An 11,537-nucleotide genomic window follows, 5' to 3' on the forward strand; every position below is an offset into this window, starting at 1 on the left:
CAGATGAGCACCCCGAACCCCAACATTCCCGACGTTCAAAACTCCGCCGACACCCGCCACCTGGCCATCAACAAGGTCGGCATCAAGTCCATCCGGCATCCGATCCGCGTTAAGGACAAATCGGCCGGCATCCAGCACACGATCGCCATGTTCAACATGTACGTCGGTCTGCCCCACAATTTCAAGGGCACCCACATGTCGCGCTTCGTGGAGATTCTGAACAGCCACGAGCGCGAGATCTCGGTCGAGAATTTCCCGGTCATGCTGCGCGACATGGTCGCCAAGCTCGAAGCCGAGACCGGCCACATCGAGATGAACTTCCCGTACTTCATCAACAAGACCGCCCCGGTTTCCGGCGTGCAGAGCCTGATGGACTACGACGTCACCTTCATCGGCGACATCTGCCACGGCGAGATCGCCACCTCGGTCAAGGTCGTCGTGCCGGTGACCAGCCTCTGCCCCTGCTCGAAGAAGATTTCCGAGCGCGGCGCCCACAACCAGCGATCGCACGTCACCATCACCGCCCGCACCAACGACTTCGTGTGGATCGAGGAACTCGTCCAGCTGGTCGAAGAGGAAGCTTCGTGCGAACTGTTTGGGCTGTTGAAGCGTCCGGACGAGAAATACGTCACCGAACGCGCCTACGACAATCCGAAATTCGTCGAAGACATGGTGCGCGACGTCGCCGCCCGCCTCAATGCCGAAGCCCGCGTCGACGCCTATGTCGTGGAATCGGAGAATTTCGAGTCGATCCACAATCACTCGGCCTATGCGCTGATCGAAAAGGACAAGACGCAGCCTGCCGCTCACCCGTAATTTCAGACAAAAGCAGAGCAAAGAAAAAGGGCGCCGAGGCGCCCTTTTCTAATCCGGAGAGTCTGCTTAAGCAGCAGCGACCGGCTTTTCCTTGCGGGTCAGCTTTTCCTTGATCCGGGCCGACTTGCCCGAACGCTCGCGCAGGTAGTACAGCTTGGCGCGACGCACATCACCGCGGCGCTTGACTTCGATCGAAGCGACCAGCGGCGAATAGGTCTGGAAAGTACGCTCGACGCCTTCGCCGGAAGAAATCTTGCGGACGATGAAAGCGGAGTTCAGACCACGGTTGCGCTTGGCGATGACGACGCCTTCGTAAGCCTGCAGACGCTCGCGGTTACCTTCCTTGACCTTCACTTGCACGACGACGGTGTCGCCCGGCGCGAAGTCGGGAATGGTCTTGCCCAGGCGGGCAATTTCTTCTTGTTCCAGTTGTTCAATCAGGTTCATGTGAGATCCTTAAATTTATATAAACACTTACTCACCGCATTGCTCCTCTCCGACGATTTCCGTGAGGAGTTGCGTTTCCTCCGCGCTCAACACGCGGTGCGCCAGTAAATCCGGCCGGCGCTGCCGGGTTCTCGCCAGCGACTGTTTCAGTCGCCACCGACGAATCTTTTTGTGGTCGCCGGACATCAACACTTCCGGGACTGCCTCGCCCTCGTACACCTCGGGTCGCGTGTAGTGCGGACAATCCAGCAAACCACCGACAAACGAATCTTCCACCGCCGAAGCAGCATCGCCCAACACTCCCGGCAACTGGCGGACGACGGCATCGATCAACACCATCGCCGGCAACTCGCCACCGGAGAGCACAAAATCTCCGATCGATATTTCTTCATCGACACAGCGCTCGATCAGACGCTCGTCAATTCCTTCATAGCGGCCGCAAAGAAGAATCAGCCCCTCCTCGCCGCTCGCCAGCTCCATCACCCGTTCGTGGGTGAGCGGCGCGCCCTGCGGCGAGAGGTAGATGACCCGGCTTCTCGCCAACCCCGCCTCGCGCTGCTGCGCCTTGGCAGCGGCGATCGCCTTCTCCAGCGGAGCCGCCTGCATGAGCATGCCCGGCCCGCCGCCAAAGGGGCGGTCATCGACCCGCCGCCAGGTATTCTCGGCGAAATCACGCGGATTCCAGCCTTGCCACGCCCAGCGCTGCTCTTCCAGCGCCCGGCGGGTGATGCCACTTTCCGTTACAGCAGCGAACATCTCCGGAAAAATGGAAATGCAGTCGAACCGGATCACCAGTCGCTGCCCCACTCCACACGGATCAATCCAGTGTCCTTCTCGACGGCCAGCACCACTGCCGACACAAAAGGCAGCAGGCGCTCCAATCCGTCATCCGCAACCACACGCAAGACGGTGTTGGCCCCACTTTCGATCAGGCTAGCTACTTTGCCCAATCGCTCGTCGGTGGTATTGATGACATCCAGGCCAATCAGATCGCCCCAGTAAAACTCGTCATCATCGGTCTTCGGCAGAGCATCACGCGGCGCCCCGACCAGAAAGCCCTTCATAGCCTCGGCCCCGGTGCGGTCAGCAATGCCTTCGAGCAATACCACCACGCCATTGCCGTGCGCTTTCAAGCTTTTCAGCTTGCACTCACGCCACGGCTCGCCTTCTCTAGCGACCCACCAGATGGGCATTTCTGCCCAGGCCAGCGGGTCGTCGCCAAAAGGGTGCAACCACAGCCAGCCTTGAATCCCGTAGGGGTCGGCCAGGCGACCCAGAACGACGATATCCTTACCGGCCAAAGCGGAACTGCTTAAGCTGCTTGTTGAGCAGCGTGTTGCTTGACCAGACGTGCAACGGTCGGCGACAACTGGGCGCCGTTCTGCTGCCAGTAGGTCAGACGATCGACGGAAACACGGAGGCTCTCGGCGTTACCGGAAGCAACCGGGTTGTAGAAACCGATACGCTCAACGAAACGACCATCACGGCGATTGCGGGAATCGGTGACAACCATGTTGTAGAAGGGACGCTTCTTGGCGCCGCCACGGGCAAGACGGATAACAACCATCGTTATTCTTTCGTTAGCTGGAAAAAAGACCGATGATTATAGCGCTTTATCCAGGAAAAACAAGCAACTTGGCAAGCGCCAAAACACACCGCTATCCCACCTCAAAAACGACAGAAAGCCCGTAGCGGCGGCCAAAGGCGGTGGATAAACCGTGAAATTTTGTTATCCTGCAGAGCAAATGGACACTGCGCCGGAGATTTCCTCGCCACTCAAGCCCGAAGCCAACGTCAAGAGCATACTTGAGTGGCTAGCCTCGGCGCATGAGCGCACCAGGGCCGAAGACGCGGGCCAGCTTTACCGCCAGCTTCTTTTATTGCGCGAGACCCCCGTCCCGACCGCCCAGCGCATCAAACTGCTCGACCTGCTGTACGCTCACATTGAACGAACGGTCAACGCCGAGCTGCCGCAACTACATGAAGTCTCGCTACCGATCTCACGCAAGCTTCGGCAACGCGTAAAGGCGCTTCTCGAAGCCCTGGAAACACTCACTCAGGACTACTTCAACACGCTGGCCACGTTATTTCACCCTGAAGGTGAAGACACGCCCCGCCCCCCGCATGTCTCGCTTCGTCGCGCCATGCATGCCATTGCGTGGCAGATCAGGATCAGTCACTTAATCGCCGCACCGACCGCGCTCGGTCGCTGGCAACAACTGCACACCGCTTTCTGTACCGCCCGGCGCCTGGGCCTGGATGCTCTTCCCGGGCCACGCGGCGGACCCAGCGTTCAACGCATTTACACAAACGTCCTGCTGACTGCGATTGCCCAGCCAGCATCTTTTACTTCCGCCGAACTGGAATTCATCAACGACTATATCGAGCACCTGCCGCAACAGATGGAACTCGGCGTATTGCCACCGAGAGATGGCAATGCAATTTTCTGGATCGACCTGGACAAGGACTTCCCTGCCCACGCACTGATCCGGCGGATTCCGGCAGCCGATACCAATGTGCTTTATTTTTCCTGCGAAGCGATCGCCCGGGAGGCCTCTCGCCACCACGCCGAATTGAGCAAGGGCACCCCTGCCTCGACTCTGGGACTGCCGGCATTCGCCGACACCCATGCCGGCCAGGCGGTGCTACTGCGCCTGACGACACTCTGGGGAAACCCGCAAAAACGGCGCTTTCCGCGGCGGCGGCAATCCTACCGAGCCAATCTTTGCCTGGGGCTGGAAAATCTCTGGCAATTGATCAAGACCCCCGAGGCCAACATCGAAACAAGCGAATGGATGGTCACCAACGAAAGCCCCGATGGCTACGCGTTGATGCACATGTCCGGCCAGACCGAGTCTCTGCGCATCGGGGATATTGTCGCTTTACATGCAGCAAGAGGGCGCAGCGAAGCATCGCCGGCATGGCACGTTTGCGTGATTCGCTGGGCGATTTCGGAAAACCCGGAACACGTCGAACTGGGTTTGCAGCTTATTGCATCCCGCGCCATTGCCGCCAGGATCGTGCAACCTTACGAGCTTTCCACCAGCCCGATCGAAGCCCTGATCCTCCCGGAAGCCCCCCCTTTGCGCCCCCTTGAATCCCTGGTCGTCGCCTCGGGCGTACTGAAGCCGAATAGCGATCGGCTTATCGTTCTGGTCGAAGCCGAAAATTTTTCGGTACGCGAAGTGCGTACCACGCATCTTGACGAGCAAACCAGCAGCATCGAGGTCTTCAGCGTTTCGACGGACGACTCAGTCTAGCGACGACCAAGCCGCCAAAGAGGACAATGGCCCACGAAAGGTGCAGCCAGGCCAGAAATACCGGGAACGCGGCAAATGCCCCGTAGATGCTCTTCAACATTGCCGAACTGACCAGATAGAGCTCGAACACTTTCTGCATTGCCGAGAAAGCCAGGGTCGCAAATACCCCGCCGACCAACGCTGCCCGACGTGACACATCGGCATTCGGCACTGCGTAATACAAAAACGAGAAAAACAGGCCGAGCAGCAGCATGGATACCGCTTTCAGCAATATCCGGCGAAACCAGACCGGTTCATCAAACAGGCCCAGCGACGCGCTGACCGCAAAGGAGATGGCTACCGCCACCGCCCCCAGGATGAAGGGCCACACCGCCACCACGAAGGCATACAAACGCAGCCGGGCCAGCCAGGGACGCGGCTTCACCTGCCACAGATGATTGAATGTGCGCTCAATGGCATTCATCAGCATGATCGCCGTGACGCCAAGAAGGGCAACGCCAGCCAGGGTCAACTGTTGCGCCTTGTGCGAAAACCGGCTGATGCTGCCGGCAATGGTTCCCGCGGCACCGGTCGGCAGCAGGACATCCCTGACCAGCAGGTCGAGGCGAGCAATCAGGACATCCAGATATGGCACCGCCGCCGCCAGGGAGAGCAAAACCGCGACCAGCGGCACGAGGGCCATCAAGGTCGTGAAGGCCAGCGCCGAGCTGGTCTGCATCATGTTTTCGCTCAAGAAGCGACGAAAGATACTGTCGCCGTAAGCCTGTTTCGGACGGCCTCGGCGATACCGGGAGCTGTTTTGCATGGGGCCGTATAATAACGGACCATGCAAGAGATACTCATCCACTATCACAGCCACCGCGGCTCGGTGGGCAACCCAGCCCTACTCGCCAAGAAACCGGGGCAGCCGTGAACGCCGCCCGTTACCAACTGCTCACCGGGGTCAGCCTGATCGCATTGATCTTCCTCTGCCTAGCCTGGGAAGGCTGGCTCGCCCCGTTGCGCCCTGGCGGCTCATGGCTGACTCTGAAGGCCGCCTTTCTGCTGCTGCCGCTGTTTGGCATCCTGCGCGGCAGACGTTATACCTACAAGTGGCTGTCGCTGTTCATCCAGTTCTACTTGCTCGAAGGACTGACCCGGGCGACCAGCGACAGCGGACTGAGCCAGCAGCTGGCGATCGGGGAAACCGTACTGGCGACCGTCATTTTCGCCAGCTGCATCCTTTACGTTCGCGCAACCCGGCCCCCCAAAATAGAAAAGGCCGCCCAGCAAAGCTGAAGCGGCCTTTGGTTAGCGCCGGGGTATTAGATGTCGCCCTGGGCCCGCACCTTGTCCAGCGTCGAATACAGCTTGTTCAGCGCGTTGAGATAGGAACGCGCCGAAGCGATCACGATGTCGGTGTCCGCACCGTTGCCATTCACGACGCGGCCGCCTTTGGCCAAGCGCGTCGTGACCTCGCCCTGGGCATCGGTACCGGTCGTGATGGCATTGACCGAGTAAAGCAGTAGTTCGGCACCGCTGGCCACCACACTTTCGATTGCCTTGAATGTGGCATCGACCGGGCCGCCACCAGCTGCCTCGCCCTTATGCTCGACGCCGCCGACACTGAGTATCACCCTGGCGTTCGGCATCTCGCCGGTTTCCGAGCAGACATGCGAATAGACCAGCTTGTAATGCTCGTGCTCGGGCATCACCAGTTCGTCGGAAACCAGCGCGTGCAGGTCTTCGTCGAAAATCTCGTGCTTGCGGTCGGCCAGTTCCTTGAAGCGGGCGAAGATGGCGTTTAGCGCCTCATCGCTGTCCAGTTCGATACCCAGTTCCTGTAGTCGGCTCTTGAATGCATTGCGGCCAGAGTGCTTGCCGAGCACCAGCTTGTTCTGCGTCCAGCCGACATCCTGGGCGCGCATGATTTCGTAGGTCTCGCGATGCTTCAGCACCCCATCCTGGTGGATACCGGACTCATGGGCAAAGGCATTGGCACCGACCACAGCCTTGTTCGGCTGCACCGCGTAGCCGGTGATCTGCGAGACGAGCTTCGAGGCCGGCACGATCTGCGTCGTGTCGATCCGGGTTTCGACCGGAAAGACATCGCTGCGCGTGCGCACCGCCATCACGATCTCTTCAAGCGAGGCGTTGCCGGCCCGCTCGCCGAGACCATTGATCGTGCATTCGACCTGGCGCGCCCCGGCCAGCACGGCGGCCAGCGAGTTGGCCACGGCCAGCCCCAGATCGTTGTGACAGTGCACCGACCATACCACCTTGTCCGCGTTCGGCACGCGTTCGATGAGCTGGCGAACCGTTTCGGCATACTGCTGGGGGATGTTGTAACCGACGGTGTCGGGCACGTTGATCGTCGTCGCGCCAGCCTTGATGACTTCTTCGAAGATGCGGCACAGGAAATCGATTTCCGAACGCCCGGCGTCTTCCGCCGAAAACTCGACGTCATCGGTGTATTCGCGCGACCAGGCGATGGCCCTGACCGCCTGCTCGACGACCTGATCCGGCGTCATGCGCAACTTCTTCTGCATGTGGATCGGCGAAGTCGCAATGAAGGTATGGATGCGCCCGGACTTCGCCGGCTTGATCGCCTCGCCGGAGCGTCGAATGTCGGTCTCGTTGGCCCTCGCAAGCGAGCAGATGGTCGAATCCTTGATGACTTGGGCGATCGCCTGGATGGCGTCGAAATCGCCGGGCGAGGCTGCAGCAAAACCGGCCTCGATCACGTCGACCCGCATTTTTTCCAGCTGGCGGGCGACGCGGATCTTTTCTTCCTTGGTCATCGAAGCGCCTGGGCTTTGCTCGCCATCACGCAGGGTGGTGTCAAAAATTACCAGATGTTGCTTCATGTTGTGCTCCCGTGGTTACTGGGCCTTGCGTTTAAGCAAGCCGAGTGCGGCCTGCACATAGCCAGACAGGCCGTAAAGGACAAAGAATCCGAAAAGGGCTATTTCAGGACTGTAGGCGACCAGAGCGAAGCCCAGCGCAATCGCGGCGATCACGAAGAACGGGACGCTTTTCTTCAGATTGATATCCTTGAAACTGTAATAACGGATATTGGAAACCATCGTGATGCCAGCAAAGATGGTCAGTACGCAGGCCAGCCAGCGCACATCGTGACCCGCGATGCCGGAGACGATCATCACCCAGACCAGACCGGCGACCAAGGCCGCAGCCGCTGGCGAAGGCAAGCCCTGGAAGTAGCGCTTGTCCATCACTTCCAGCGTCGTATTGAAGCGGGCCAGACGCAGGGCGGCGCCGGCACAGTAGATGAAGGCGGCGATCCAGCCCAAGCGGCCCATATCGCGCAGCGCCCACTCGTACATCACCAGCGCCGGTGCCGCACCGAAGCTGACCATATCGGACAGCGAGTCGTATTCGGCACCGAAGGCCGACTGGGTATGCGTCAGACGGGCCACCCGGCCATCCAGACCATCCAGCACCATGGCGATGAAAATCGCCATCGCCGCCCGCTCGAAATCACCCTGCATCGCCTGGACAATGGCAAAGAACCCGGCGAACAAGGCTGCCGTGGTGAACAGGTTGGGGAGGATGTAAATGCCGCGCCGCTTGAGTTCGGGGTTGAACAGGGTTTTACGGGGCTTCAGTTCAGTCATCGCGATACGAGTTTCCGGCGAGAAAGCGCAAGGATACATCTTGCGACGTGGATAATCCGCAAATGCAAAGGGCGGTGCAGATAAGCACACCGCCCAATGCGAAGGCAGAGCAAGCTCTACCGAGCCGGCACCAAACTTAGTTCTTGGTTTGGTCGACCAGCTTGTTCTTGCGAATCCACGGCATCATTTCGCGCAGCTGACCACCGACCGTCTCGATCGGATGCACGGCGTTCAGACGACGACGGGCCGTCATCGACGGGTAGTTGGTGCGGCCTTCCTGGATGAACATCTTGGCGTACTCGCCGGTCTGGATGCGCTTCAGGGCATTGCGCATGGCGGCACGGGATTCTTCGTTGATGACTTCCGGGCCAGTCACGTACTCGCCGTACTCGGCGTTGTTCGAGATCGAGTAGTTCATGTTGGCGATGCCGCCTTCGTACATCAGGTCGACGATCAGCTTCAGTTCATGCAGACACTCGAAGTAGGCCATTTCCGGAGCGTAACCGGCTTCGGTCAGGGTTTCGAAGCCCATCTTGACCAGTTCGACAGCGCCGCCACAGAGCACGGCCTGTTCGCCGAACAAGTCGGTTTCGGTTTCTTCGCGGAAGTTGGTTTCAATGACGCCACCCTTGGTACCGCCGTTGGCAGCAGCGTACGAGAGGGCGATGTCCTTGGCCTTGCCGGACTTGTCCTGGAAAACAGCGATCAGCGACGGCACGCCGCCACCCTTCAGGTACTCAGAACGCACGGTGTGGCCAGGGCCCTTCGGGGCAACCATGATGACATCGACGTCGGCGCGCGGCACGACCTGGTTGTAATGGACGTTGAAGCCGTGAGCGAAAGCCAGGGCAGCGCCCTTCTTCAGGTTCGGGGCGACTTCTTCGTTGTACACCTGCGGGATGTTCTCGTCCGGCAACAGGATCATGACGACATCGGCGCCCTTGACGGCCTTGGTGATTTCTTCGACCTTCAAACCGGCCGCTTCGGCCTTCTTCCAGGAAGCGCCATCCTTGCGCAGGCCGACGGTGACCTTGACGCCGGAATCCTTCAGATTCTGGGCGTGAGCATGGCCCTGGGAACCGTAACCAACGATGGTGACCTTCTTGCCCTTGATCAGGGAGAGATCGGCGTCCTTGTCGTAATAAACTTTCATGAAATCCTCTTTATGTACAGATAGTTAGACTTTAAGAATACGATCGCCGCGACCGATGCCACAGACACCGGTACGGACGGTTTCGAGAATCAGGCCAGCATCGAGCGCACCAATGAAGGAGTCGAGCTTGGCGCTGGCTCCGGTCAACTCGATGACATAGGTCGACTCCGTGACGTCGATGATGCGGCCACGGAAAATATCGGCCATTCGCTTCATCTCTTCGCGGTCCTTGCCGGTGGCGCGAACCTTGATCAGCATCAGTTCGCGCTCGACGTGAGCAGCTTCGGAGAGATCGACCACCTTGACCACATCAACCAGCTTGTTGAGCTGCTTGGTGATCTGCTCGAGCACTTCGTCGGAGCCCGAGGTCAGGATGGTCATCCGGGACAACGAGGGATCTTCCGTCGGTGCCACGGTCAGCGATTCGATATTGTAGCCGCGGGCGGAGAATAGCCCGGCCACGCGGGACAGCGCACCCGATTCGTTCTCGATCAGGATGGAAATGATGTGTCGCATTTTTTCTTTTTCCTCCCCCGCTTACAGATCTTCAGCGAGGATCATTTCGGTCAAGCCCTTGCCGGCCGCCACCATCGGGAAGACATTGGCACCCGGATCGATGATGAAGTCCATGAAGACCAGATCGTCCTTATGCTCGGTGAAGGCCTTGCGCAGCGCCGGCTCGACATCCTCCGGCCGCTCGATCTTCATGCCGACATGGCCATAGGACTCGGCCAGCTTGACGAAGTCGGGCAGCGACGTGACGTAGGACTGGGAATAACGCTTGGAATAGAACATCTCCTGCCACTGTCGCACCATGCCCAGCATGCCGTTGTTCAGGTTGATGATCTTGATCGGGAAGCCGTACTGCTTGCAGGTCGAGAGCTCCTGGATGCACATCTGGATCGAGCCTTCGCCGGTCACGCAGGCGACCTGTGCCCCCGGATTGGCCATCAGTACACCCATGCCGTAGGGCAGACCGACACCCATCGTGCCCAGGCCACCGGAGTTGATCCAGCGCCGCGGCTTGTCGAATTTGTAGTATTGGGCGGCAAACATCTGGTGTTGGCCGACGTCGGAGGTAATGAAGGCATCGCCCTTCGTCACTTCATAGAGCTTCTCGATGACGAATTGCGGCATGATGTGTTCGGACTGCCGGTAGCGGAGGCTGTCGCGGCCACGCCACTCGTCGATCTGCTTCCACCAGTTGCCCACGTCAGGATCGGCTTTGAAGCCACCGTCGATCAGCTTGAGAATTTCGTCGAGCACATCGTTGACGTTGCCGACGATGGGCACGTCGACCTTGACCCGCTTGGAGATCGACGACGGATCGATGTCGATATGGATGACGCGGCGCTTTTCCTCGCCGAAGTGTTCCGGATTGCCGATCACGCGATCATCGAAGCGCGCACCGACGGCCAGAATCACATCGGCGTAGTGCATGGCGTTGTTGGCTTCGAAGGTACCGTGCATGCCGAGCATGCCGACGAATTGCTTGTCGGTGGCCGGATAGCCACCGAGCCCCATCAGGGTGTTGGTGACCGGAAAATCGAGCTTGTGCGCGAGTTGTGTCAGCTTCTCGGCGGCATCGGAGAGAATGACCCCGCCCCCGGTATAGATAACCGGGCGCTTGGCTTCCTGCAACAGCTGGACGGCTTTCTTGATCTGTCCGAGATGCCCCTTGACGACGGGGTTGTAGGAACGCATCTGGATCGCCTTGGGGTAATCGAATTCGCACATCTGGGCGGTAATATCCTTGGGGATATCAACGACCACCGGCCCTGGACGACCGGTTGCCGCAATGTGAAAAGCCTTCTTGATGGTGACCGCCAGATCCTTGACATCCTTGACCAAGAAGTTGTGCTTGACACACGGACGGGTGATGCCGACCGTGTCGCACTCCTGGAAGGCATCCTGACCGATGTACTGAGTCGGCACCTGGCCGCACAGCACGACCATCGGGATCGAATCCATGTAGGCGGTGGCGATCCCGGTCACGGTATTGGTCACGCCGGGGCCGGAGGTCACCAGGGCGACACCGACTTTCTGCGAGGAACGCGAGTAGGCATCGGCCGCGTGGACGGCTGCCTGTTCGTGACGAACCAGAACGTGCTTGACCTGTTCCTGCTTGAAAAGTGCATCATAAATGTGCAAAACGGAACCACCGGGGTAACCGAAAACACAATCGACCTTTTCTTCTTGCAGGCACCTGATTACAATTTCTGCACCGCTGATCATAATTCTTGAGCC

At 59.3% G+C, this 11,537-nt stretch carries 13 protein-coding genes; 3 read left to right on the forward strand and 10 right to left on the reverse strand.

Translation table 11 applies throughout. The features are described 5' to 3' along the window. The first annotated feature begins 3 nt into the window (after window positions 1-3). Entirely contained in the window at window positions 4-816 is an 813-nt protein-coding gene (gene folE2 / locus NQE15_RS20825) for a GTP cyclohydrolase FolE2 (protein ID WP_265944353.1), read from the forward strand. 66 nt (window positions 817-882) lie between these two features. On the opposite strand, the gene rplS is transcribed toward folE2, so the two are convergent. From rplS to rpsP, 4 genes are read right to left on the reverse strand one after another with little or no spacing between them, the layout of a single operon-like run. Continuing rightward, window positions 883-1,263: a 50S ribosomal protein L19 gene (gene rplS, locus NQE15_RS20830; protein WP_265944355.1), complete on the reverse strand. Its 381-nt coding sequence runs from the start codon at window positions 1,261-1,263 to the stop codon at window positions 883-885. A 27-nt stretch (window positions 1,264-1,290) separates the two neighbouring features. Continuing rightward, window positions 1,291-2,055 carry a tRNA (guanosine(37)-N1)-methyltransferase TrmD gene (gene trmD / locus NQE15_RS20835; RefSeq protein WP_265944357.1) on the reverse strand — a complete coding sequence of 255 codons (765 nt, stop codon included), beginning with the start codon at window positions 2,053-2,055 and terminating at the stop codon, window positions 1,291-1,293. Next, window positions 2,052-2,564: a ribosome maturation factor RimM gene (gene rimM / locus NQE15_RS20840; protein ID WP_265944359.1), complete on the reverse strand. Its 513-nt coding sequence runs from the start codon at window positions 2,562-2,564 to the stop codon at window positions 2,052-2,054. The genes trmD and rimM overlap by 4 nt, the downstream gene beginning before the upstream one ends. Window positions 2,565-2,575: 11 nt before the next feature. After that, on the reverse strand, window positions 2,576-2,830 hold the full coding sequence (gene rpsP, locus NQE15_RS20845) for a 30S ribosomal protein S16 (protein WP_083518189.1): 255 nt from the start codon (window positions 2,828-2,830) through the stop codon (window positions 2,576-2,578). Window positions 2,831-3,008: 178 nt separating this feature from the next. Between rpsP and NQE15_RS20850 the strand changes: the two genes are divergently transcribed. Next, complete coding sequence (locus NQE15_RS20850) at window positions 3,009-4,523, forward strand: hypothetical protein (protein WP_265944363.1); 1,515 nt, start codon at window positions 3,009-3,011, stop codon at window positions 4,521-4,523. On the opposite strand, the gene NQE15_RS20855 is transcribed toward NQE15_RS20850, so the two are convergent. Beyond that, window positions 4,495-5,244 (reverse strand): YhjD/YihY/BrkB family envelope integrity protein, encoded by a 750-nt coding sequence (locus tag NQE15_RS20855; protein WP_265944365.1) that lies wholly within the window; start codon window positions 5,242-5,244, stop codon window positions 4,495-4,497. The two genes, NQE15_RS20850 and NQE15_RS20855, sit on opposite strands and share 29 nt — an antisense overlap. 188 nt (window positions 5,245-5,432) lie before the next feature. Between NQE15_RS20855 and NQE15_RS20860 the strand changes: the two genes are divergently transcribed. Then, entirely contained in the window at window positions 5,433-5,801 is a 369-nt protein-coding gene (locus NQE15_RS20860) for a DUF2069 domain-containing protein (RefSeq protein WP_265944367.1), read from the forward strand. 26 nt (window positions 5,802-5,827) lie between these two features. Here the strand turns inward: NQE15_RS20860 and NQE15_RS20865 are convergent, their stop codons facing one another. The 5 genes from NQE15_RS20865 to ilvB form a co-directional block, all read right to left on the reverse strand. After that, window positions 5,828-7,369 carry a 2-isopropylmalate synthase gene (locus NQE15_RS20865; RefSeq protein ID WP_265944369.1) on the reverse strand — a complete coding sequence of 514 codons (1,542 nt, stop codon included), beginning with the start codon at window positions 7,367-7,369 and terminating at the stop codon, window positions 5,828-5,830. Between the two features lie 15 nt (window positions 7,370-7,384). Beyond that, window positions 7,385-8,137 carry a CDP-diacylglycerol--serine O-phosphatidyltransferase gene (pssA, locus tag NQE15_RS20870; RefSeq protein WP_265944371.1) on the reverse strand — a complete coding sequence of 251 codons (753 nt, stop codon included), beginning with the start codon at window positions 8,135-8,137 and terminating at the stop codon, window positions 7,385-7,387. 136 nt (window positions 8,138-8,273) lie between these two features. Then, window positions 8,274-9,290 (reverse strand): ketol-acid reductoisomerase, encoded by a 1,017-nt coding sequence (gene ilvC, locus NQE15_RS20875; RefSeq protein ID WP_265944373.1) that lies wholly within the window; start codon window positions 9,288-9,290, stop codon window positions 8,274-8,276. A 24-nt stretch (window positions 9,291-9,314) separates the two neighbouring features. Next, entirely contained in the window at window positions 9,315-9,806 is a 492-nt protein-coding gene (gene ilvN / locus NQE15_RS20880; protein WP_265944375.1) for an acetolactate synthase small subunit, read from the reverse strand. 21 nt (window positions 9,807-9,827) lie between these two features. After that, a complete protein-coding gene (gene ilvB / locus NQE15_RS20885; protein WP_265950371.1) occupies window positions 9,828-11,528 on the reverse strand; it encodes a biosynthetic-type acetolactate synthase large subunit in 1,701 nt (566 codons plus the stop codon). Window positions 11,529-11,537 lie beyond the last annotated feature (9 nt).

Source organism: Dechloromonas sp. A34, from assembly GCF_026261605.1.
Lineage (GTDB): Bacteria > Pseudomonadota > Gammaproteobacteria > Burkholderiales > Rhodocyclaceae > Azonexus.

Excerpts from the sequence above, each read along its gene's own strand:
- ilvN (WP_265944375.1), bottom strand. The coding sequence starts at position 9,806 with ATGCGACACATCATTTCCATCCTGATCGAGAACGAATCGGGTGCGCTG.
- ilvC (WP_265944373.1), bottom strand. The coding sequence starts at position 9,290 with ATGAAAGTTTATTACGACAAGGACGCCGATCTCTCCCTGATCAAGGGC.
- NQE15_RS20850 (WP_265944363.1), top strand. The coding sequence starts at position 3,009 with ATGGACACTGCGCCGGAGATTTCCTCGCCACTCAAGCCCGAAGCCAAC.
- rplS (WP_265944355.1), bottom strand. The coding sequence starts at position 1,263 with ATGAACCTGATTGAACAACTGGAACAAGAAGAAATTGCCCGCCTGGGC.
- rpsP (WP_083518189.1), bottom strand. The coding sequence starts at position 2,830 with ATGGTTGTTATCCGTCTTGCCCGTGGCGGCGCCAAGAAGCGTCCCTTC.
- pssA (WP_265944371.1), bottom strand. The coding sequence starts at position 8,137 with ATGACTGAACTGAAGCCCCGTAAAACCCTGTTCAACCCCGAACTCAAG.
- folE2 (WP_265944353.1), top strand. The coding sequence starts at position 4 with ATGAGCACCCCGAACCCCAACATTCCCGACGTTCAAAACTCCGCCGAC.
- NQE15_RS20855 (WP_265944365.1), bottom strand. The coding sequence starts at position 5,244 with ATGATGCAGACCAGCTCGGCGCTGGCCTTCACGACCTTGATGGCCCTC.
- NQE15_RS20865 (WP_265944369.1), bottom strand. The coding sequence starts at position 7,369 with ATGAAGCAACATCTGGTAATTTTTGACACCACCCTGCGTGATGGCGAG.